Here is a 21,061-nt window from a genome sequence, read left to right as displayed (position 1 = left end):
CGGTCATGAACGCAGCTCCAGGGCCGTCTGGCCGATGCGGATCGGCTGGCCCGGGGACACGAGCAGGGGGCCCTGGACGCGCTGCTGGTCCAGGTAGGTGCCGTTGGTCGAGCCGAGGTCCTCGACGTACCACGAGCCGCCGCGGTTGGTCAGCCGCGCGTGGCGGGAGCTGGCGAAGTCGTCGGTGAGGACGAGGGTGGAGTCGTCGGCCCGGCCGATGAGGATCGGCTGGTCGCCCAGGGTGATCTTGGTGCCGCTCAGCGGGCCGGCGGTGACCACCAGCGTCTTCGGTCCGCGGCTCTTCTTCTTGCCGGCCGCGGCCGCGCGTGGCGGCACCGAGGCCACCCGGCCGGCCCGGCCGCCGAAGAGGTCGGCCCGCACCACGCGGAAGGCGGCGAAGATGAACAGCCACAGCAGCAGGAGGAAGCCGAAGCGGAAGATCTGCAGGACGATCTCGGCCGTCACGGCTCGACCCGCCTCACGCGCCGTCCTGCCGGTACACCAGCACGGAGTGGCCGATGCGGATGACGTCGCCGTCGGCCAGCGGCTGCCGGGTGATCCGGCGGCCGTTGACCAGGGTGCCGTTGGTCGAGCCGAGGTCCTCGGCGATCGCGGTGCCGCCGTCGAGGACGACGTCGACGTGCTTGCGGCTCACGCCGGTGTCGGGCAGCCGGATGTCGGCGTCTGTGCCCCGGCCGATGACGTTGCGGCCGGTGGTGAGCTCGTGCCGGGTGCCGGGCCCGTCGACGAGCAGGACGTGGGTGACGCCCGGCTTGGAGCCGGCCCGACCGACGACCGCCGAGGGCACCTGCCGGCCGGTGTCGGTGGCCATGCGGCCGCGCAGCGGAGGCAGCGGCGGGACGCCGCCGGTGGCCGGCGGGGGGAGGACGTCGTTGACGCCGGTGCCCGGCCGGGCCGGGTCGGCGACGTGCGAGCTGACCTCGAAGACGCCGGTGGGCAGGTTCTCGTCCCGCTCGATGCGGACCTGCACCGCGTCGAAGACCTGGTACCCCTCGGTCTCGATGTGCTCGGTCACCATGTCGGCGAGCTGGGCGGCCAGTTGCTCGGACCACTCGGCGAGGTTGTCGTAGTCGGTGGAGCCGAGGCGGACGTCGTAGACGTTGGGGGCCAGGACACGCCCCTCGCCCAGCACCGAACGCTGCTCGTCGGCCTCGCGGGTCAGTGCCTTGGCGATCTCGGCGGGGTGGACCTTGCCCTTGAAGAGGCGGGCGAAGGCAAGCCCGACCATGCCTTCCAGCCGCCGCTCGAAGCGCTGCAGCACACCCACAGTCGCTCCCTTGCGTTCGCGCGGACATCCCGATCTGGCACTGTTGATCGTAGCCGGGTGCGGAGCGGGTGACCGGCCAGCGACCCCACGACGCCCCGGGCGCGCCGGGCCGGCGGGACGCCTCGGCCCCCCAGCCAGGGAGGTCACGGAGGACTGCTACTGTTCTTCCTCGCCAGGGCAAGTGGCGGAATGGCAGACGCGCACGGTTCAGGTCCGTGTGTCCGAAAGGACGTGGGGGTTCAACTCCCCCCTTGCCCACTCAGCAGTGACACGACGGGCGCCCTTCGCGGGGCGCCCGTCCTCGTCGTCGGGGCCGCGGCCGTTCCCGCGGGAACGGCCGCGGATGACTGCGGAGGCCGACGACCTGAGCTCCGGGTCCGCCGCGCCCCGGCGTCAGGTCAGCCGGCGGCGCTCGTCGTCGTCGTCCCGGCGGCCGCCGGTGATCGTCTGGGCGAGCAGCACCGCGCCCCAGGGGCCGATGACCCAGATCGGCCACGGGTAGAGCAGCTCGCCCGAGCCGATGGACGTGGCGAGCCAGACGGTCAGCACGATGACCGCCACGGCCAGCCAGTTGCGCCAGGCCGAGTACCTCGAGGGGCCGCCGGCCCAGCCGCCCCAGGAGCCGGCGTGGCTGATGCCGTGCCCGGAGGGCGCCGGCGCGGGCGGCGTGGGCTGGGAGCGGCGCTCGATCGCCGTCGGCAGGTCGGCGGTGAGCTCGGCCAGCTCACCGTAGGTGCGGGCGGCGTAGGCGCGGGCCAGCCGGTCGTCGTACTCGGCGACGGTCAGGCGGCCGGCGGACATGTGCTCGCCGAGCTGGGCGGCGACAGCTGCGCGGTCGACGTCGGCGGCGCGCAGGTGCGGGTCGGGCATCGGGACCTTCCTGGTTCGGGGTGTCCAGTCTCGTCCGTGGCTCCCCGGGCGGTCCACTGACGTCCGTCACCCGTTCCACGTGGAACGCGTCAGGTCCGCTCGGTGCGGCTGAGGCCGCGGCCGGGCCGCCACGAGGAGACGACCAGCGCCGTCTTCTCGTCGTTGAGCGCGACCAGCACCACCTGCTCCACGTCGACCCGGAACAGCTCGAAGGCCCCCAGCTCGGCGGGGACGCCCGCCGCGGCCGCGAACCGGCGGCGTTCCTCGGGGTCGGTGACCTCCGTCGCGCGGCCGGAGAGCTTGGCGTCGGCGGTGAAGGTGTCGGGATCGGCGCTGCCGCCGTGCAGTGCGAAGCGCGGATCGCGGCGCAGGTCGGCGAACTTGACCGACTGCGGCATGCCGGCCAGCCACGGCTCGCCCGCCACGAAGCTCATCTCGATGCCGCTGACCCGCGGCGAGCCGTCGGCCCGCAGCGTCGCGAGGACCTTGTGGCGGTGCGCGTCGAACGCCGCGCGCACCCGGTCGGCGAACTCCGGTTCGGCCGCGGCCACGTCCGCGAAGGTGGACATGGGCGGCATCGTGCACCCGGCCACCGACGGAACGGCAGACCTCAGCGGCCGCTCACGCCCTCCGCGGCCAGGTGCCGGCCGATGACCATCCGCTGGATCTGGTTGGTGCCCTCGAAGATCTGCATGACCTTCGCCTCGCGCATGAACCGCTCGGCGGGGTGGTCGCGGGTGTAGCCGGCACCGCCCAGCACCTGGACGGCGTCGGTGGTGACCTTCATCGCCGCGTCGGTGGCCACCAGCTTGGCGATGCTGGCCTGCCGGGAGTAGGGCTTGCCGGCGTCCTTGCGGCGGGCCGCGACCAGGTAGGTGGCCCGGGCCGACTCGACGGCGGCGGCCATGTCGGCGAGCAGGAACGCGACGCCCTGGTGCTCGACGATCGGGCGGCCGAAGGTCTCCCGCTCGAGGGCGTAGGCGACGGCGAGGTCGAGGGCGGACTGGGCCAGCCCCACCGCCACGGCGCTCACCCCGAGCCGGCCGGAGTCGAGGGCGGCCAGCGCGATGCCCAGGCCCTGGCCGCGGCCGCCCACCAGCCGGTCGGCGGGGACGGGCACGTCGTCGAGGCGGATCGCCGCGGTGGTCGAGCCGGTCAGCCCCATCTTCTCCTCCGGCCGGGCGGCGGAGAACCCGGCCAGGTCGGGGGTGAGGTGGAAGCACGAGATGCCCCGCGGCCCGTCGTCCGGCGTCCGCAGGAAGGTGGAGTAGAAGTCGGCGTGGCCGCCGTGGGTGACCCAGGCCTTCTCGCCGCTGGCCACCCAGCCGTCCGCGCCACCCTTGGCGGCGGCCCGCATGGCCCGCGGGTCGGAGCCGGCGTGCGCCTCGGAGAGGCAGTAGGCGCCCAGCAGCCGGCCGCCGACCATCTCCGGCAGCAGGTCCCGCCGCTGGGCCTCGGTGCCGAACCGGTCGATCGGGAAGCAGGCGAGGGTGTGCACGCTGACGCCGAGGGCGACGCTGGCCCACCGCGCCGCGAGTTCCTCGACGACCTGCAGGTAGACCGCGTAGGGCTGGCCGCCCCCGCCGACGTCCTCGCCGAAGGGCAGGCCGAGCAGCCCGGCCTCGCCCAGCAGCCGGAACACCTCGCGGGGGAAGCGCTCCTCCCGCTCGTACCCGGCGGCCTTCGGCGCCAGTTCGGCGTCGGCGATCTCGCGGGTGAGGGCGAGGAGGTCGGCGGCCTCCTCCGTGGGCAGTTCGCGGTCGACCGGCACCGGCGTCCCTCCGTCGGAAACAGTACCGACGACGATACGTCAGTACTGTTGCCCGTCCAGGGCCATGATGACCCGGGAGGTGCCGTGCCGGTAACGACCACGGGCGCGACGGCCGACCGGCTCACCCGCCGGCAGGCCGAGCTGCTCGACCAGCTGGAGCAGCTGTTCCTCACCGAGGGCTTCGCGCGGTTCACGCTCGAGGACCTCGCCGTCCGGCTGCACTGCTCCAAGAGCACGCTGTACGCGCTGGCCGGCAGCAAGGAGCAGCTCGCCTCCCGGGTGATCCGGCACTTCTTCCGCAAGGCCACCGCCGCCGTGGAGGCGCGGACGGCGACCGAGCAGGACCCCGCGCTGCGGGTCACCGCCTACCTCACCGCGGTGGCGCGGGCCCTCGCCCCGGCCGGCCCGGCGTTCTACCGCGACCTGGACTCCTTCCCGCCGGGCCGGGCGGTCTACGAGCGCAACACCGCCATGGCCGCCGAGCGCGTGCGCGAGCTCATCGACGAGGGCGTGACCCGGGGCCGGTTCCGCGAGGTCCACCCCGCGCTGGTGGCCGACACCGTCTCGACGCTGATGTTCCGGATCGGCCGCGGCGACACCGCGCGGGCCACGGGGCTGGACGACGCCGCCGCGTACCGCGAGCTCGCCGCGCTCCTGCTGCACGGGATCAGCCTGTGAGGGTCGAGCCGGTCGCCTGGGACCACCCCGACGTCCAGCGGCTCACCGCGGCGCAGCAGGTCGAGCTGCGGGCCCGCTACGACGGCGCGGGCGAGCCGGGGACGCCGCCGTCGGCTGCGGACGTGAGCGTCGTCCTGGTCGCCCGCGACCCTGCCGGCACCGCGCTGGCCTGCGGCGCGCTCCGGGCTCTCGACGGCGGCGTCGCGGAGGTCAAGCGGATGTTCGTCGTCCCCTCCGCCCGGGGGCGGGGGCTGTCGAAGGCGGTGCTGGCCGGGTTGGAGGCGGCTGCGCTGGAGCGCGGGTGGACGACGCTGCGCCTGGAGACCGGGCCGCGGCAGCCGGAGGCGATCGCGCTGTACGAGGGCGCGGGATACCGGCCGATCGGGCCCTTCGGCGGCTACGTCGACGCCCCCGAGGCCGCCGGCTCGCTGTTCTACGAGCGGCTGCTCGCCCCCGCCTGACCCGCTGCGGCCCGCCGCGTGCGTGTGGTGGGGTGGGGCCATGAGCGGTGCGTGGCCGGCCACCGAGCCGACCGAGGTCCAGGTGGCGGCGGGGGACGCGCGGCTGGCCGTGGACCTCCGCGGCGGCGGGCTGCGGGCCCTCACCGTCGGCGACTGGGAGGTGCTCGACGGCTATCCGTCCGGCACCGTCCCGGCCGGCCGGCGCGGTGGCCTGCTGCTCCCCTGGCCCAACCGGATCCGCGACGGCCGGTGGAGCTGGCGCGGCCGCACGCTGCAGCTGGACGTCGCCTCGCCGTCGTCCCCCACCGCCTCGCACGGGCTGCTCTCCTGGCAGCCGTTCGCCGTCCTCGAGCAGCGGGACGACGCCGTCACCGTCGGCGCCTCCGTGGAGGCGCGACCCGGGTACCCGTTCCGGCTGGCCGCGGCGGTCGACTACGCGCTGACCCCCGATCGGCTCACGGTCACCGTGCGGGTGCGCAACGCCGGGGCCGACGCCGCGCCGCTCGGGGTCGGCGTCCACCCGTACCTGGCGGTCGGCTCCACGGCCGAGGGTGACATCGCGGACGCCGAGCTCTCCGTCCCGGCCCGCACCGTCCTCGACACCGAGGACAACCTGCCCACCGGCGGCCGGACGGCGTTCGACGGCGCCGTCGGGCGGATCGGCGACCGCGCGCTCAACCACCCGCTCACCGACCTCGCCCGCGACGCCGACGGCTGGGCCCGGACCCGGCTGCGTGGCCCGGCCGGGGAGCTGGAGCTCGCGGTGGACCGGTCCTGGCCGTGGCTGCAGGTCTACACCGGCGACACGCTCCCCGAGGGCCAGCGGCGCCGCAGCGTCGCCGTCGAGCCGATGAGCTGCCCGCCGAACGCCCTGGCCGACGGGGTGGACGTCGTCGTCCTGGAGCCGGGGGACGTCTGGTCGGGCACCTGGACGCTGGCCTGGACCCGGGAGGTCTGAGTGCGGGTCACCGAGCTGTGGCGCTACCCGGTCAAGTCGTTGCAGGGCGAGCGGCTGGACACCGCCGACGTCGGCGCGCAGGGCCTGCCCGGCGACCGGCAGTGGGCGCTGTTCGACGAGGCCACCGGGCTGGGGCTGACCGCCCGGCGGGTCCCCGACCTGCTGTTCGGGGCGGCCCGGCTGCGCGCCGACGGGGAGGTGGAGGTGGTGCTGCCGGACGGGACGGTCACCGCCGACGACGCCGTCCTCTCGGCCTGGGTCGGCCGGCCGGTGCAGCTGCGGCGGGCCGGTCCGGTGCCGCCGTCCTACGAGAGCCCGGAGGACGACGAGGAGACGACCGGCCGGTGGCGACAGTGGCAGGGCGCCGGCGGCGGGGCGTTCCACGACAGCGCGTCGGCCCGGGTCACCCTGCTCACCACCGGCTCGCTCGGCAGCTGGGACCGGCGGCGGTTCCGCGCCAACGTCGTCCTCGACGGGGCCGGCGAGCAGGACCTGGTCGGGCACCGGGTCGTCGTGGGGGGCGTGCTGCTGGACGTCGGGGTCGCGGTGCCGCGCTGCGTCATGGTCACCCGGCCGCAGCCCGGCGGGATCGGCCGGGACACCGGCGTGCTGAAGACGATCCACCGCGAGCGGGACGGCTTCCTGGCCGTCGGTGCCCTCGTCGCGCGGCCGGGCACCGTGTCGGTGGGGGACGAGCTCTCCCTGGCTGCAGACTGAGCCGGTGCGCACCGTCCAGCTCCGCCCCGGTGAGGACTCCATCCGGCTCGGCCAGCTGCTCAAGCTGGTCGACGCCGTCCCGACCGGCGCCCAGGTGAAGGACGTGCTGCTCACCGGCGCGGTGCGGGTCAACGGCGAGCCCGAGGAGCGGCGCGGCCGGCAGGTCCGCCGGGGCGACGTCGTGTCGATCGAGGGCGGAGAGGACGTCACCGTCGGCTGACAGCCCCGGGAGCATCGCAGCGAGCGCCAGCGAGCGAGGAGCGGACCGGGGCGCGGAAGCCGACCGATGGCATGGTCGGCTGATCGCCTTCCACGTGGAACGGCGTCTGCCAGGCTGGGGGCATGACCCGCGCGCCGTACCTGTCGGCCCGCCTGCAGGGCTTCGGGACGACGATCTTCGCCGAGATGAGCGCGCTCGCCGTCGCCACCGGCGCGATCAACCTGGGCCAGGGCTTCCCCGACTACCCCGGCCCGCCGGAGGTGCTCGAGGTGGCCCGCGCGGCGATCGGCACCCCGCACGACCAGTACCCGCCCGGCCCCGGCATCCCGGAGCTGCGGGCGGCGATCGCCGAGCACGTGCGGCGCTTCGGCGGGCACGCCTACGACCCCGCCGACGAGGTGCTGGTGACGGCCGGCGCCACCGAGGCGCTGTCGGCCGCTCTGCTGGCGCTGCTCGAGCCCGGCGACGAGGTCGTGCTCTTCGAGCCGATGTACGACTGCTACGCCGCCGGCATCGCCATGGCCGGCGGCGTCGCCCGGCCGGTGCCGCTGCGCCCCCCGGCCTCCGGCTCCGGCCCGTGGACCTTCGACGTCGCCGAGCTGCGCGCGGCGGTCACCCCGCGGGCGCGGATGCTGCTGCTCAACACCCCGCACAACCCGACCGGCAAGGTGTTCAGCCGCGCCGAGCTCGGCTCGCTGGCGGCGCTGGCCATGGAGCACGAGCTGCTGGTGCTCACCGACGAGGTGTACGAGCACCTCGTCTTCTCAGGGGCCCGGCACACCTCGCTGGCCACCGTGCCGGGGATGCGGGAGCGCACGCTCGTCGTCAGCAGCGCCGGGAAGACGTTCAACGTCACCGGCTGGAAGGTCGGCTGGATCTGCGGCCCGGCGCCGCTGGTGTCCGCCGTCCGCACGGCCAAGCAGTTCCTCACCTACGTCAACGCCGGGCCGTTCCAGCCGGCGATCGCGGCCGGGCTGCGGCTGCCCGACGAGTACTTCGCCGGGATCGCCCGTGACCTGGAGTACCGCCGCGACGTCCTGGTGCGGGGGCTGGCCGAGGCGGGGCTGCCGGTGGTCAGCCCGGAGGCGACGTACTTCGCGACGGTCGACGTCCGGTCGGTGCAGCCCGACGGCGACGGGACGGCGTTCTGCCGGTCCCTGCCCGAGCGCGCCGGCGTCGTCGGCATCCCCACCGGGGTGTTCTACGACCCGGCGCACGCCCACCTCGGGCGGCACCTCGTGCGGTTCGCGTTCTGCAAGGGCGACGACGTGCTCGGCGAGGCCGTCGAGCGGCTGAGGAGGATGGGGTCGTGAGGATCGCGGCGGTGCAGCACGACATCGTCTGGGAGGACCGGACGGCGAACTTCGAACGGCTGGCCCCGCAGGTGGCTCGGGCGGTCGGCGCGGGCGCGGAGTTCGTGCTGCTCAGCGAGACGTTCTCGACCGGCTTCACCATGACGCCGGGCATCGGTGAGCCGGAGGGCGGGCCGTCGTCACGGTTCCTGCAGGAGCAGGCGGCCGGGCACGGCGTGTGGGTGGCCGGCAGCTGCCCGGAGGTCGCGCCGGACGGCGAGTTGCCCTACAACTCGCTGGTCCTCGCCGGGCCCGACGGCACGGTGCACCGCTACCGGAAGCTGCACCCGTTCACCCACGGCGGCGAGGACGAGCGGTTCCGCGCCGGGGAGAAGCCGCTGACCGTGGAGATCGGTGGCCTGCGTGTCACCCCGTTCATCTGCTACGACCTGCGCTTCGCCGACGTCTTCTGGTCCGCCGCCCTGGACACCGACGTCTACCTGGTGACGGCGAACTGGCCGGCCCGCCGCCGGCACCACTGGCAGACGCTGCTGCGCGCCCGCGCGATCGAGAACCAGGCCTACGTCGTGGGCTGCAACCGGGTGGGTGCGGCCGGCGACGGCACCGAGCACGCCGGTGACAGCGCGGTCATCAGCCCGATGGGCGAGTACCTGGCGACGGCGGCCGGGGTGGAGACGATCGTGCTGGCCGACGTCGACGCCGCGGAGGTCGCCGCCACCCGCGACCAGCTGCGCTTCCTCCCCGATCGCCGCTGACGGAGTGGGTGCGTGGGCGTCACACCGACGGACCCACTCCATCAGGGGTCAGCGGGTGCGGTCCTGGTCGACGACGATCTGCTCGCGCTGCACCTGGTCGCTGATCTGCTCCTGCCCCTGCACGACCTCGGTGCGCAGCCGCACCCGCTCCACCGGCACCACCTCGACCGACACCACCGGCCGCTCGGCGTGCAGCACGATCTCCTCGGGCAGGCCGGCGCCGCCCGGCGCAGCGGTGTCACCGCCCGGCACAGGCGCGGCGCCGCCCGCCGCCGGGGTGTCGACCAGCGACTCGCCGGCCGTGTGCGGGGCGTCGACGGGCACCTCCTCGACCCGGATCTCCTCCCGCCGGATCGGCACGGTGATCGTGACCTCCTCGGTCACCACGTACTTCACCAGCCGGGCGCGGGTGGTGGCGACCCGCTCGGTGCCCACGCGGAGCTGCTCCTCGCTGCGGGTCATCGCCCCGTCGGTCGCCGGTGCCGCGGCGGTGGGTGCGGCGCCGGTGGCGAGGGCGGCCTCGTCGACGCTCACGGTGTCCCCGGCGCGCCCGCCCGGGGGCACGGTCGCGGTGGTCGCGTCGGCGGCGCCGGCCGGAGCGGCTCCGGCCGGGGCGACGCCGGCACGAGCGGGCCCGCTCGAGCCCGTGCCGGGCTCGCTCGACGCCGGGCCGGGCTCGCTCGACGCCACGCCGGCGTCGGCACCCCCGCTCCCGGCTCCGTCGGTGCCGGTCTGCCCGCCGAGCCCGTAGTGGCGGCGCAGCAGCTGCTCGGCGTCCGGGTCGAGGTGCTCGTCGGAGACCGACGGCGCGCTCTTGACGGCGTCCTTGGTCACCGGCAGCTGCACCACCCCGTCGCTGAACGTCGCCTCCCCGGCGGGGACGACGGAGTGCCGGGTGCCGAACAGACCTGTGGAGACCGCGACCCAGGTGGGCGCGCCGGTGAGGTCGTCGGTGAAGAAGTGCTCGACCGTGCCGATCTTCTCGCCGTCGGGCCCGTAGGCCGCGCTGCCGATGGCCGCGGACAGCTCACGCTCGCTCAACATGGGTCGGCTCCCCTCGTGGGGCCCGCACGGGCTCCTCCGGGCAGCGTGCCCAGCTCGGGCGCCCGGCGAACATCGGGCAGCGTCGACGGCGTGCTGACCAGCGTCGACCTGGCATACCGTGACCGGTCGTGACCACGGAGCACCTGGAGGTCGAGCGGAAGCTCGAGGCCGACGACTCCTTCGTCCTGCCCGACCTCGGGGGTGTGGACGGCGTCGCCGCGGTGGGGGAGCCGGAGGAGCACACGCTCGAGGCCACCTACTTCGACACCCCCGACCTCCGGCTGCTGCGGTCCCGGGTGACCCTGCGCCGCCGCACCGGGGGCGAGGACGCCGGCTGGCACGTCAAGCTGCCCGCCGCCGCGGGTTCCCGCCGCGAGCTGCACCACCCGCCCGGCCGGGCGTCCGGCACCGTCCCGGAGGTGGTCCTGGCCCCCGTCCTGGGCCTGCTGGGCACGGCGAGCCCCGAGCCGGTGGCCACCCTCCGCACCCGCCGCCTGGTGCGCCGGCTGATGGCGGACGGCGGCGCGGTGCTGGCCGAGGTCGCCGACGACACCGTCCTCGGGACGGCACTGCCGGCCGCCCCCGGCGAGCCGGCGACGGTGACCAGCTGGCGGGAGGTCGAGGTGGAGCTGGTCCACGGCGACGAGACGCTGCTCGACGCGGTCACCGAGCGGCTCGTGGCGGCCGGCGCCCGGGTGTCGGACTCCCCGTCGAAGGTCGGGCGGGTGCTGGAGGGCCGGCGCGGGCAGCAGGAGCAGCCGCCGGAGACCAACGGCGAGAAGACGCGGGCGGCGGGGGACGTCGTCCTCGCGGCCGTGGCCGGCCGGCTCGCCGCGCTGCGGGAGGCCGACGTCGCCGTCCGCACCGAGCAGCCCGAGGGGGTGCACGACCTGCGGGTCGCCTGCCGCCGGCTGCGCAGCATCTTCGCCGCGTTCCGCCCGGTCCTGGCCCGCGAGGCGACCGACCCGCTGCGGGAGGAGCTGCGGTGGGTGGGTGCCGAGCTGTCCGCAGCGCGGGACAGCGAGGTGGCGCTGGCGCACCTGCGCGAGGTGGTCGCCGCCCAGCCGGTCGAAATGGTGCTCGGCCCGGTCGCCGCCCGGCTGCAGCAGACCGCGCTGAAGGACTCCGCCGACGGCGCGCGGAGGGTGCTCCGCGCGCTCACCGACCAGCGCTACCTGCGGCTGCTCGACGGGCTCGACGCGCTGCTGGCCGACCCGCCGCTGACCGACCTCGCGGGAGAGCGGGCCGCCCCGGTGCTGGCCGACGCGATCCGCCGCAGTGGCAAGCGACTGCGGCGGGGGATCGCGGCGGCGCAGGAGCGCGAGGGGGAGGAGCGGCACACCGCGCTGCACGAGGTGCGCAAGGCCGGCAAGCGGGTGCGCTACACCGCCGAGGTGGCCGCCGACGTGCTGGGCGGCCCGGCCGAGGAGCTGGTCGACTGCATGAAGTCGGTGCAGGACGCGCTGGGGGACGCCCAGGACACCGTCGTCACCCGCGGGTACGCCGTCCGCGTGGGGGGCGCCGCGTTCGCCGCCGGGGAGAACGCCTGGACCTACGGCCGGCTGCACGGGCTGGAGGAGGCCCGCGCCGAGCGGGCCGAGGCGGCGTTCTGGGCGCTGGAACCGTCCGTGGCGCGCGCGGTCCGAGCGGCCGTCCGGGCCTGACCGGGTGTCCCTCATCGGCCTGCTGGGCTTCGCCACCGTCGTCCTGCTGGCCATGCTCATCCTGCACGGCTACCTGTGGTGGCGGCTGGTCCGCAGCACCACCCGCCCCGGACGGGCGCGCCGGTGGCTGACCCTGCTCACCGTCGTCCTCACCCTCCTGCCGGCCGCGGCGGTCGTGCTCCGGCGCGAGGACTCCCCCGTCACCACGGTGGTGGGCTGGGTCGGCTTCACCTGGCTGGGGGTGGCCTTCTACGCCTTCCTCGCCCTGCTGGTGCTGGAGCCGGTCCGGTGGGCGGCGCGGTTCGGGCGTCCGAGGACGGCCCGCCTGGACGACGCGGCGGCGCCCGACGCGGGGTCGGCAGCCGCCCGGGAGGACCGCGCGGTCCCCGACCCGTCCCGCCGGATCTTCGTGGCCCGATCGCTGGCGCTCACCGCGGGCGTCGTCGCGCTCGGGACCGCCGGCACCGGGGCGTACCTGGCCAACTCGGGCCCCGTCGTCCGCCGGGTGCCGGTCACCCTGCCCGGCCTGGCCCCGGCGCTCGACGGGCTGCGGATCGTCACCTTCACCGACGGCCACCTGTCCTCGATGCACGGCGGCCGCCGCTTCGAGCGTCTGGTGGAGGCCGTGAACGCCCAGCGCCCGGACGTCGTGGCGATCGTGGGGGACCTGGTCGACGGCGAGGTGGCCGCCCTGCGCGAGGAGGCGGCCCCGCTGGCCGACCTGGTCAGCGAGCAGGGCGTCTTCTTCGTCACCGGCAACCACGAGTACTTCGTCGACACGACCGCCTGGCTGCGGCACCTGCCGACGCTGGGGATCCAGGTGCTGCGCAACGAGCGGGTGCCGATCGTCCGCGGCGGCGCCTCGTTCGACCTGGCCGGCATCGACGACCGGACGGCGGCGCGCTCCGGCCTGCCCGGCCACGGGGCCGACCTCGACGCCGCGCTGGACGGGCGGGACGACGCCGTCCCCGTGGTGCTCCTGGCGCACCAGCCCTGGATGGTGGACCAGGCCAGCGCCGCCGGCGTGCAGCTGCAGGTCTCCGGTCACACGCACGGCGGGCAGCTGTGGCCCTTCGACTACGCGATCCGGCTCGACCAGCCGGCCGTGGAGGGGTTGTCCCGGTTCGGCGACACCCAGCTCTACGTGAGCACCGGGGCCGGGTTCTGGGGCCCGCCGATGCGGATCGGCGCCCGGCCCGAGGTCGCCGTCATCGAGCTGCGCGCGCCGTGAGCGCTCAGAGCTCGTGCAGGGCGGCCAGGACCTCCTCGGCGACCTCCTCCAGCGGCCGGCGGCCGTCGGCCTCGGCCCACCGCACGAGGATCTGGGTGTAGGCCGACAGGCTGGCCGTGACCACGATGTCGGGGACGACGCCGGGGCGGTCGTCGTGCGTGACGAGGCCCAGGACGATCTCGGCGGTGGCCCGCTCGAACGTGGCGGCTCGCGTGCGCAGCCCGGGCGTGTCGACGACGATCCGCCAGCGCTCGAGCAGCTCGTCGCGGGCGGTGCCCTGGAAGGTCGACAGCCAGTTGATGATCCCGCTGCGCATCCGCTCGGCGATCGTCAGGCCCTCACCCTGGGCGAGCAGGATCTTCTCGATGTCGCGGGGGTCCGGCATCGGCAGGACGACGTGTTCCTTGCTGGGGAAGTGGTCGTAGAAGGTCGGCACCGAGACCTGCGAGGCGGCCACGATCTGGCCGACGGTGACGGCGTCGTAGCCGTGCTCGTGGAACAGGTCCATCGCGGCGCGGTAGATGCGCCGGTGCGTCTCCGCGCGTTTGCGGGCGCGGTGGTCCGGGGGCGGCGACATCACAGGTTCCCATCCTCCGGTGCGCGGGGCGTCCGTGCAGGTCATCCAGGTGTGCTTTCGCTCTCAACTGTTCGGGAACGGAGGAGGGCACCGCGACCGACCCGCCCGGACGGGTGAGGCAGACGTCTCAGATGACCAGACGTCTAGCTCTCCAGTACCTTCGGAGCCGTGACGAGCGCCGTGTCGGGGCCGAAGTACCTGTCGGTCCGGGAGCACCTGCGCCGCCGGGTGTCCGCGCTCCCGGAGCACACCCTGTTGCCGCCCGAGCCGGTGCTGTGCGCCGAGTACGGGGTCAGCCGGATCACCCTGCGCCGCGCCGTCGACGGGCTGGTGGCCGACGGGCACCTGGTGCGCGAGCAGGGGCGCGGCACCTACGTGACCCGCCCGGCCATCCGGCACGAGTACCGCGAGAGCTTCGTGCACCGCATCGCGGGGTTCAACTCGGTCATGACGGAGCAGGGCGCCCAGGTCGGCACCACGGTGCTCACCCAGCGGATCGTCCCCGTGCAGGTCCCCGTCGCCGCCGAGCTCGGGCTGGAGCCGGCGACCGACGTCGTCGAGCTGGTCCGGCTGCGCAGCGTCGACGGCACGCCCAACCACGTCGCGCACAGCTTCCTGGCCGCGACGGCCTATCCGCGCGCCGCGGAGGAGGACTTCAGCCAGGGGTCGCTCTACGACTTCCTGCGGCGGGAGTACGACGCCGACCTGGCGCACGCCCGGATCGTGGTCGACGTCGGCACCGCGGCGCCCGACGAGGCCGACGTCCTCGGGGTGATCGCCGGCTCGCCGCTGCTCGTCGTCCGGACGACGGTGCGCGACAGCGACGGCCGGCCGCAGGTGCACAGCTTCTCCCGCTTGCGTCCCGACGTCAGCCAGGTCGAGTTCGAGGTCTCCGTCGGCGGCCGCTGAGAGCCGTCGGCGCCCGCGTCAGGCCGTGTGCTCGAGGTCCAGGACCATCCGGACGAACGCGGCGCGCTCCCGCGCCCGGGCCATGGCCCCGTCGGTGACCGGCTCCGTCATCAGCGACAGCGGCATGGTGGTGCACGGGTAGCGCAGCAGCGCCGCGGTCAGGACGCCGGCCGCCAGCTCGCCCACCGGCAGCTCCACGCCCTCGGCGGCCAGGCCCTCGGCGTAGGCGGGGACGGCCGCCTCGAGCAGCGCGGGCACCTCGTCGGCCGGCCCGGTCCCCGACTCGGCGCGGCCGAACAGCAGCGGCAGCAGGTCGAAGCCGGCCGGCGCCGGGCCGGTCATCCCCCAGTCGATGAGCACGAACTCGCCGGGCCGGGACCGCGGGCGCAGCAGGTTCATCGGCGTGGGGTCGCCGTGGGCGGGCAGCAGGGGCAGCGGCGCCAGCCGGGCGTGGACGTCGGCCACCCGGCGCGCCAGGCCGCACACCTCCTCCCGCAGGACCGCGACCTCGGGCAGCCGGAACAGCGGGTGCGCCCAGGTCGCGTCGTCCAGCAGCCAGGGGACCGCCCAGGCGCCCAGCTGCTCGTCGCGGTAGCCGGTGAGGAAGTCCCCGCCCGGGATCGGCGCGGTGGTGGTGCCGATCCGCCGCGCGGCCAGCCGGCCCAGCCCGGTCGCGGCCCGGACGGTGTCGGCGGGCGTCCACGGGGTGCCGACCGGGTCCGCGTCGGCCATCCACAGGGTGATCCGGTCGCCGTCCTGCTCGTGCAGCGCGACCACGTCCGGCGTCCGCAGTCCCGGCGGCATCAGCGCGTCGACGCCGGAGGTGAGGACGTCGGCCTCCAGCCGCCACGGGATGACCGCGTCGAGGTGGGCGCGGACGTCGTCCGGCATCTCCGGGGGGAGCCCGTGGCGCGCGGCCTGGAGCTCCTTGGCGACCAGCCGCAGCTCCTGCGTCCCGGTGCCGTCGGAGGCGGTGACCCGGACACGGGTGAGCGCGCGGGTGGTGGGCGCGGAGATGCGGTGGGGGAGCGGCGCGCAGTCCACCGCGTCGACGGTCAGGGCCGGGCGGCCGGTCCACCGGCGGAGGTCGTCGCGCAGGGCGTCGGTGGCCAGGCCACCGGGCAGGCCGGTCACCGGACCGGGCGGGGTGCGGCCGGACGGTGGGGGTGCCGCGGACGCGGCAGGAGGAGGGACCAGCGGTACACGGCGGGGAGGGACGTCATGGCGGACCTCGTGCGAAGATGGTCAAGCACCTTGTCTGATGGGGAGATGGTGAAGCAGCTTGTCCACTGCTGTCAACGGGCGCCCCGAACCGATCATCATGTCGCTGTTCGAGCTGGCCATGAAGCGGGTGCGAGACGAGCTGTACGCGCTCAGCGACGCCCGCTTCCCCGGCCTGCGGTCGCGGCACTACCGGCTGCTCGCGCTGCTCCCGGCCGACGGTGAGCGGGTCAGCCGGCTCACCGAGGACAGCGGGCTCACCAAGCAGGCGCTGGCCCAGGCGCTGGCGCCGCTGGAGGCCGGCGGCTACGTCGAGGTCGTGCCCGACCCGTCGGACCGCCGCGCGCGCCTGGTCCGGCTCAGCCCGCTCGGCCGGGAGGCGAACGCCGCGGTGCGGGCCCGGCTGGCCGGCGTCGAGCAGGAGTGGGCCGGCCAGGTGGGCGCCGAGCGCTGGGCCGCGGCCCGGGCCGTCCTCACCGACCTCGCCTCCGGCGGGCCGCGGCCCTCCGCCGACTAACGTCGGACCGGCGACCGGGACCGCACCCCTCGCCCCGATCCACGTCCCCGGAGGTCCGATGCCGCAGCCGGTCACCGCCAGCGGCACCCGCGAGGTGCCCTACGACCGGGGCCGGGTGTGGAAGGCGCTGGCCGTCCTCGCCCCCTACTGCGCGGTCTGCGACGTCTCCTACGTCGTCGACGGCGCCGGCGCGCTCGGACCGGGCACCCGCTTCGTCTGCGTGCCCGGCCGGCTGGCCGACGGCGAGGAACCGAAGGCCGGTGCGCCGCAGGGGGAGATCGTCGAGTGGGAGCCGCGCCGCCGGGTCACCACCCGGCTCGAGCTCACCCCGGAGACGTGGACGACGCGCATCGAGCTCGACGACGCCGGGGCGGGTGCCACCCGGGTGACGATCGCCGTCAAGCACGAGGCGCGCACCGGCGGCCGGCTGGTCCAGCGGCTCCTGCGGCGCAGCGTGCTGCAGATGGTGCAGCGCACCGTGGACGGGGAGCTGGACAAGCTCCCACAGCACGTCGAGCATCTCCCCGAGGGCTGACCCTCACCCGAACCGGTGACCTCAGGTGTTGGCCGGTGATCTTGGGGTAATCCCTCGTCGATCGGGGGCGTCGTAGGGGCGCACCCGCCAGTGCAAGGGAGAACGCCATGGTCTGGGACATCCTGGGACTCATCGTGGTCGGCCTGATCATCGGGGCGCTCGCCCGCCTCATCAAGCCGGGCAAGCAGCAGATGAGCATCCTCGCCACGATGGTGCTCGGCGTCATCGGCGCGCTGATCGGCGGCTTCATCGCCAGCCTGCTCGGCACCGGTGACATCTTCGAGCTGAACATCCTCGGCTTCATCCTCGCCGTGGTGGCCGCCGTCATCCTGGTCGGCCTCTACGCAGGGATGTCGGGGCGCAGCCACCGCGCCGTCCGCTGACCCGGGTGCCCGGGGGACTCAGAGCTCGACCGAGTCCCCCGGGGCCAGCCGGCTGTACGGGGTCGGCGTCCCCGGCCCCCGCTCGCCCAGCATCCCGCCGACGACGCCCAGTCCGGTGTCGTTGAGCAGCCCGTCGTGCACCGCGAAGGCCTGGTCGGCGTCCACCGCCCGCACGTAGTCGATGACCTCCGACACCTTCGACCAGGGCGCGTGCACCGGCAGCAACAGCGTGGCCACCGGCTCGTCCGGCACGGTGAGCGCGTCGCCCGGGTGGAACACGTGCCCGCCGACCAGGAACCCGACGTTGGGGATCCGCGGGATGTCGGGGTGGATGACCGCGTGCAGCTCTCCGTGCACGGTCACCTCGAAGCCGGCCACCGTGACCGCGTCGCCGTCCCCGACGACGTGCACCCGGTTCCCCAGCCCCTCCAGCTGACCCGCCACGGACCCGTTGGTCCAGACCTCCAGCGCCGGATCGGCGTCCATCGCCGCACGCAGGGCGTCGGGGGCGAAGTGGTCGACGTGCTCGTGCGTGACCAGGACGGCGCTGGCTCCGTCGAGGGCCGCCGGATCGGTGAAGGCCCCGGGGTCGATGACCACCCGGCGGCCGTCCTCGCTGAGGACGACGCAGGCGTGACCGTGCTTCGTCAGCTCCATGTCCGCATCCTGCCGTGACTTCCCGAGGCGCGCTGAGCCCGGTCGGGTGGCCGGCCTCACCCCTCCGGGGGAGACGCCCCGTCCGCGCCGTTGCCCGCGGGCGCCCGGGTGCCGACCTCCTGGGCATGCGCACCCCGACCCTCGCCGCCACCGTCGTCGCCGCCCGCAGCCGCGCCCACGGACCCACCGCCGCCCTGTGGCACGCGGTCGAGCTGCACCGGCCCACCGCCGAGCTCGACGGCGCCTGCGAGCTGACCCTCTGCGGATCCCTGGCCCGGGTGGACGCCGACCAGCCCTGGCCGACGCCGGCCCGTGACGTCTGCCCCGCCTGCGTCGTCCTCACCCGCTGAGGAACGCCCCGGAGCTCGGGTCTCAATCGCCGTCGGCGAGCTCCGCGCGGAGGCGGGCCAGGAGGTCCGACCGGGTGCTCGCGCCCAGGCGCTGCCGCATCCGTGAGACGTGGTGCTCGACGGTCTTCGCCGAGATGTAGAGCCGGCCGCCGATCTCCCGGTAGGTCTGCCCCTCGACCACCAGCCGCGCCACCTCCCGCTCCCGGTCGCTGAGCACGCCGGTGGCGACCGCGGGCACGGGCCCGGGATCCTCGGCCGGACGCGGGGCCGGAGCCGGCACCGCGGCCGCCTCGCAGCCGGCGCTGTCGGCGAGTGACCGCGCGCAGCCCAGCAGAACGGCGCGCGCCTTCTGGTCGGTGGTCCGCGCCGCGGCCTGCCCGGCCAGCCGGGAGCCGTCCCACCCCAGCCCGACGGCGGTCAGCTGCTCGGCCGCGGTCACCACGGCGGCCGCGTCGATGTCACCTGCCAGCACCCGCGTCCACGACCGCCCCGCCCGGGCCAGCGTGGCCGCGTACGGACTGGTCCGCGCCGCCGCCACCAGCGCCGCCGCGTGCGGGCGCAGTGCCGCGGGGTCGTCGGCGATGATCGCCGCCTGCGCGCCGCTCCAGTGCAGCGACGTCGCCCACAGCTGCGGCTCGCCCAGCCGCGTCAGCAGGGCCTGCGCCTCGGCCAGGTGCGGCCGCATCCGGTCGCCGTCCTCCAGCCGTGCCGCGGCGACCACCAGCTCGCCCAGTGGCAGCAGCGTGAACAGGTCCACCGGGTAGCGGACCACCGCCTCTCGGGCCCGCACCCACGCCCGCACGAGCGCCGGGACGTCGCTGCTGCGGCGGGCCAGGCCCACCTCCAGCGCCTGCAGGAACACCTCGTCCCGCGGCTCGAGCGCCCCGTCCCCCTCCTGCGCCGTGCCCGGGCGCGCCGAGTCCTGCGCCGCCGCCATGAGCTCGCGCGCCCGCGACATCCGCCCGGCCAGCATCGCGATCCAGGCCAGCAGCAGCCGGTGCCGCGGCCGGCAGGGCGGGCCGCCGAGGTCGGCGTCCACCGCCCGCTGCAGCACCGACTCGGCCACCCGCAGCTCGCCGCAGTGCAGCGCGACGAGGGCGGCCAGTGCCGCCGGGGAGTCCACCAGCAGCGCGGTCCGGCCGACCGGCTCCAGCAGCGCGGCGGCCCGGGTGAGCGTGGACAGCGCCGCGGCGATGTCGTCGGCGGCGTCGGCACCGGTCTGCAGGGACTGGGTGACGCCGCGCGCGGCCAGCTGCTCGCTGACCGAGAGCACGGTCGGGACGCCGCCGGCCGCGTCTCCCGAGGCGAGGACCACGCCGGCCTCCTCCGGCGCCCCGGTGGCCAGCAGCGCCAGCGCCGCGGCCCCCGCCCGCTCCGGCCCCGCCATCCGGCACAGCTGCGCCGCCTGCGTGAGCAGCCCGCGCTGGGCCAGCACGGCCGCGGTCACGCCGGCGGCGCGGGCGCGGTCGGGGGCGGTGTCGTCGGTGAGGACGGCGTCGGCCCAGTGCAGCGCGCCGTCCAGGTCGCCGGCCAGCGCGACGGCCTGCGCCCGGCGCGCGGCCAGCCCGGCCGGAGGCGCGCCGCTCGACACCGCCTCGCCGAACAGCTGGGCCGCCCGCCGCGGGTCGACCGAGAGCGCGGCCTCGCCGTGCCGCTCCAGCAGCTCCGCGGCGCGCCGGTCGCGGATCCCCTCCGCGGCCAGCCGGCGTGCCAGGTCCACCGGCTCCTCGCCGCGCTCCACGAGCAGGCCCAGCAGCTGCCGGCGGGTGCGGCGGGTGACGTCGGGCGGGGTGGTGCCCAGCAGCACGTGCGCCACCATCGGCACGAGGGAGCCGTCGGGCAGCAGCACGCCGGTGGACCGCCCCGCGCCGATGAGGTCGGCCGCGTGCAGCTCGTCGACCCCGAGCAGGCCGCCGAGCACCTCGTCGTCCAGCGGGGCGCCGGCGGCGACGGCGTGCAGCAGCGCGCGCGTCTCGTCGTCCACCGCGGCGAGGGAGGCGCGCACCCGGTCGGTGACCTCCCCGGGGACCACCAGCCGCACCGGCTGACCCGGCGCCGGCCGGGCCGGGCCGCCCCGCCGGGCCAGCGCGCGGAGCAGCGCGTGCACCAGCGCGGGCAGCCCGCCGGTCTCGGTCGACACGGCGTCGGCGAACGCCGGGGGGACGGCGTCCCCCAGGTGCTCCCGGGTCCAGCCGCGGACCAGGGCCCGGTCGGCGTGACCGAGCACCACCGCGCGCCGGTCGGCCCCGAGCCCGCGCAGGAGGCCGGCCAGCGGCGCCGGTCGGGGCCAGGGGCGGAACGCGAGCACGACCCGCGCCTCGGGCGCGCCCATCAGCTCGCGGACCCGCGCCGCCGGCCCCTCGGCCAGCCGGTGGGCGTCGTCGACGACGACGACGAACGGGCCGGACGGCGGTGCGCAGGTGCCGGCCGGGTCGAGGACGGGAACGCCCGCCCGCTCGTAGGCCGCGGCCAGCTCACCCAGCAGCAGCGTCTTCCCCGTGCCACCGGGGCCCTGCACGGTCACCGCGGCCGCGGACCCGGTGGCGAGCTCGGAGACGGTCTCCGGTCCGCAGCCGGCCAGGAGCGGGCCCGCGGGGGCGAGGCCGGCGCTCATGCCGCCTCCGACACGGGCACCTCGGCGGGCGGCGGCGTCGGCTCGGGGGTGGGCGAGACCGGGGGCGTCTCGACCGGGGGCTGCTGGACCGGCGGGTTGCTGGGCGGGGTCGCGGTGGGCGGCGGGTCCTGGGCGGGGGTCTCCGTGGCCGGGGTGCCGGTGGCGGGCGGGGGACCGGCCGGCGGCTCGGTCGGGGTCGGGACCGGGGGCGGCGCCGGGGACTCGCTCGGGTTCTGCGCCGGCGGGGTGGTGCCCGAGCTCGGGCTGCCGGTGCCGGCCACGGGTGCGGCGGCGCGGCCGCCCGCCGCCGCGCGGGGAAGTCGGGTCG

The 21,061-nt window shown here is 76.0% G+C and carries 24 protein-coding genes, 1 tRNA gene and 1 pseudogene; 15 read left to right on the top strand and 11 right to left on the bottom strand.

Annotated elements, in window-relative coordinates:
- Positions 1–3: 3 nt before the first annotated feature.
- Together MY526_RS22365 and MY526_RS22360 are read right to left on the bottom strand one after the other, a co-directional pair.
- Positions 4–465: an FHA domain-containing protein FhaB/FipA gene (locus tag MY526_RS22365; RefSeq protein WP_436693482.1), complete on the bottom strand. Its 462-nt coding sequence runs from the start codon at positions 463–465 to the stop codon at positions 4–6.
- 13 nt (positions 466–478) lie between these two features.
- Positions 479–1,288: an FhaA domain-containing protein gene (locus tag MY526_RS22360; RefSeq protein WP_436693480.1), complete on the bottom strand. Its 810-nt coding sequence runs from the start codon at positions 1,286–1,288 to the stop codon at positions 479–481.
- Positions 1,289–1,463: 175 nt separating this feature from the next.
- Here MY526_RS22360 and MY526_RS22355 point away from each other — a divergent pair.
- Positions 1,464–1,546: transfer RNA gene (locus tag MY526_RS22355), tRNA-Leu, on the top strand.
- Between the two features lie 135 nt (positions 1,547–1,681).
- Here MY526_RS22355 and MY526_RS22350 read toward each other — a convergent pair.
- The 3 genes from MY526_RS22350 to MY526_RS22340 form a co-directional block, all read right to left on the bottom strand.
- Positions 1,682–2,158 carry a DUF1707 SHOCT-like domain-containing protein gene (locus MY526_RS22350; protein ID WP_436693478.1) on the bottom strand — a complete coding sequence of 159 codons (477 nt, stop codon included), beginning with the start codon at positions 2,156–2,158 and terminating at the stop codon, positions 1,682–1,684.
- 89 nt (positions 2,159–2,247) lie between these two features.
- Complete coding sequence (locus tag MY526_RS22345; protein WP_436693476.1) at positions 2,248–2,727, bottom strand: pyridoxamine 5'-phosphate oxidase family protein; 480 nt, start codon at positions 2,725–2,727, stop codon at positions 2,248–2,250.
- 41 nt (positions 2,728–2,768) lie between these two features.
- Entirely contained in the window at positions 2,769–3,929 is a 1,161-nt protein-coding gene (locus tag MY526_RS22340; protein WP_436693474.1) for an acyl-CoA dehydrogenase family protein, read from the bottom strand.
- 84 nt (positions 3,930–4,013) lie between these two features.
- Between MY526_RS22340 and MY526_RS22335 the strand changes: the two genes are divergently transcribed.
- The 7 genes from MY526_RS22335 (at position 4,014) to MY526_RS22305 (ending at position 9,031) form a co-directional block, all read left to right on the top strand.
- A complete protein-coding gene (locus MY526_RS22335) occupies positions 4,014–4,607 on the top strand; it encodes a TetR/AcrR family transcriptional regulator (protein WP_436693472.1) in 594 nt (197 codons plus the stop codon).
- Positions 4,604–5,068 carry a GNAT family N-acetyltransferase gene (locus MY526_RS22330; protein WP_436693470.1) on the top strand — a complete coding sequence of 155 codons (465 nt, stop codon included), beginning with the start codon at positions 4,604–4,606 and terminating at the stop codon, positions 5,066–5,068. Before MY526_RS22335 ends, MY526_RS22330 begins: the two co-directional genes overlap by 4 nt.
- A gap of 40 nt (positions 5,069–5,108) precedes the next feature.
- A complete protein-coding gene (locus MY526_RS22325; protein WP_436705113.1) occupies positions 5,109–6,026 on the top strand; it encodes an aldose 1-epimerase family protein in 918 nt (305 codons plus the stop codon).
- Positions 6,027–6,743: an MOSC domain-containing protein gene (locus MY526_RS22320; RefSeq protein ID WP_436693466.1), complete on the top strand. Its 717-nt coding sequence runs from the start codon at positions 6,027–6,029 to the stop codon at positions 6,741–6,743.
- Between the two features lie 4 nt (positions 6,744–6,747).
- On the top strand, positions 6,748–6,963 hold the full coding sequence (locus MY526_RS22315; protein WP_436693464.1) for an RNA-binding S4 domain-containing protein: 216 nt from the start codon (positions 6,748–6,750) through the stop codon (positions 6,961–6,963).
- Positions 6,964–7,085: 122 nt separating this feature from the next.
- Entirely contained in the window at positions 7,086–8,276 is a 1,191-nt protein-coding gene (locus MY526_RS22310) for a pyridoxal phosphate-dependent aminotransferase (RefSeq protein WP_436705112.1), read from the top strand.
- Positions 8,273–9,031 (top strand): nitrilase-related carbon-nitrogen hydrolase, encoded by a 759-nt coding sequence (locus MY526_RS22305; protein ID WP_436693460.1) that lies wholly within the window; start codon positions 8,273–8,275, stop codon positions 9,029–9,031. Before MY526_RS22310 ends, MY526_RS22305 begins: the two co-directional genes overlap by 4 nt.
- 48 nt (positions 9,032–9,079) lie before the next feature.
- Here MY526_RS22305 and MY526_RS22300 read toward each other — a convergent pair whose 3' ends face one another.
- A complete protein-coding gene (locus tag MY526_RS22300; RefSeq protein ID WP_436705111.1) occupies positions 9,080–10,075 on the bottom strand; it encodes a PRC and DUF2382 domain-containing protein in 996 nt (331 codons plus the stop codon).
- 128 nt (positions 10,076–10,203) lie between these two features.
- Between MY526_RS22300 and MY526_RS22295 the strand changes: the two genes are divergently transcribed.
- Together MY526_RS22295 and MY526_RS22290 are read left to right on the top strand one after the other, a co-directional pair.
- Entirely contained in the window at positions 10,204–11,739 is a 1,536-nt protein-coding gene (locus MY526_RS22295) for a CHAD domain-containing protein (protein ID WP_436693457.1), read from the top strand.
- 4 nt (positions 11,740–11,743) lie between these two features.
- On the top strand, positions 11,744–12,970 hold the full coding sequence (locus MY526_RS22290; protein WP_436705110.1) for a metallophosphoesterase: 1,227 nt from the start codon (positions 11,744–11,746) through the stop codon (positions 12,968–12,970).
- 4 nt (positions 12,971–12,974) lie between these two features.
- Here MY526_RS22290 and MY526_RS22285 read toward each other — a convergent pair whose 3' ends face one another.
- Positions 12,975–13,547, bottom strand: coding sequence for a TetR/AcrR family transcriptional regulator (locus tag MY526_RS22285; protein ID WP_436705109.1), 573 nt, complete (start codon positions 13,545–13,547; stop codon positions 12,975–12,977).
- A gap of 168 nt (positions 13,548–13,715) precedes the next feature.
- Between MY526_RS22285 and MY526_RS22280 the strand changes: the two genes are divergently transcribed.
- Entirely contained in the window at positions 13,716–14,456 is a 741-nt protein-coding gene (locus MY526_RS22280; protein ID WP_436705108.1) for a GntR family transcriptional regulator, read from the top strand.
- An 18-nt stretch (positions 14,457–14,474) separates the two neighbouring features.
- On the opposite strand, the gene MY526_RS22275 is transcribed toward MY526_RS22280, so the two are convergent.
- Positions 14,475–15,590 carry a phosphotransferase gene (locus MY526_RS22275; RefSeq protein ID WP_436705107.1) on the bottom strand — a complete coding sequence of 372 codons (1,116 nt, stop codon included), beginning with the start codon at positions 15,588–15,590 and terminating at the stop codon, positions 14,475–14,477.
- Positions 15,591–15,738: 148 nt separating this feature from the next.
- On the opposite strand from MY526_RS22275, the gene MY526_RS22270 reads away from it, so the two are divergent.
- The 3 genes from MY526_RS22270 (at position 15,739) to MY526_RS22260 (ending at position 17,112) form a co-directional block, all read left to right on the top strand.
- Positions 15,739–16,194: a MarR family winged helix-turn-helix transcriptional regulator gene (locus MY526_RS22270; RefSeq protein WP_436705106.1), complete on the top strand. Its 456-nt coding sequence runs from the start codon at positions 15,739–15,741 to the stop codon at positions 16,192–16,194.
- A gap of 58 nt (positions 16,195–16,252) precedes the next feature.
- Positions 16,253–16,729 (top strand): SRPBCC family protein, encoded by a 477-nt coding sequence (locus MY526_RS22265; RefSeq protein ID WP_436705105.1) that lies wholly within the window; start codon positions 16,253–16,255, stop codon positions 16,727–16,729.
- Between the two features lie 107 nt (positions 16,730–16,836).
- Positions 16,837–17,112: a GlsB/YeaQ/YmgE family stress response membrane protein gene (locus tag MY526_RS22260; RefSeq protein ID WP_436693444.1), complete on the top strand. Its 276-nt coding sequence runs from the start codon at positions 16,837–16,839 to the stop codon at positions 17,110–17,112.
- An 18-nt stretch (positions 17,113–17,130) separates the two neighbouring features.
- On the opposite strand, the gene MY526_RS22255 is transcribed toward MY526_RS22260, so the two are convergent.
- A complete protein-coding gene (locus MY526_RS22255) occupies positions 17,131–17,769 on the bottom strand; it encodes an MBL fold metallo-hydrolase (protein WP_436693442.1) in 639 nt (212 codons plus the stop codon).
- A 125-nt stretch (positions 17,770–17,894) separates the two neighbouring features.
- Between MY526_RS22255 and MY526_RS22250 the strand changes: the two genes are divergently transcribed.
- Positions 17,895–18,119, top strand: coding sequence for a hypothetical protein (locus MY526_RS22250; protein WP_436705104.1), 225 nt, complete (start codon positions 17,895–17,897; stop codon positions 18,117–18,119).
- Between the two features lie 22 nt (positions 18,120–18,141).
- On the opposite strand, the gene MY526_RS22245 is transcribed toward MY526_RS22250, so the two are convergent.
- Both MY526_RS22245 and MY526_RS22240 read right to left on the bottom strand, forming a co-directional pair.
- Entirely contained in the window at positions 18,142–20,733 is a 2,592-nt protein-coding gene (locus tag MY526_RS22245; protein ID WP_436705103.1) for a LuxR C-terminal-related transcriptional regulator, read from the bottom strand.
- Positions 20,730–21,061 (bottom strand): annotated as a pseudogene (locus MY526_RS22240) (hypothetical protein); the annotation flags it as partial. The gene MY526_RS22245 and the pseudogene MY526_RS22240, both read right to left, overlap by 4 nt.

This window comes from Geodermatophilus sp. CPCC 205761 (assembly GCF_051383655.1).
Classification (GTDB): domain Bacteria; phylum Actinomycetota; class Actinomycetes; order Mycobacteriales; family Geodermatophilaceae; genus Geodermatophilus.
Note: the sequence above shows the minus strand (reverse complement) of the source record. Positions and strands in the feature narration are given on the sequence as shown.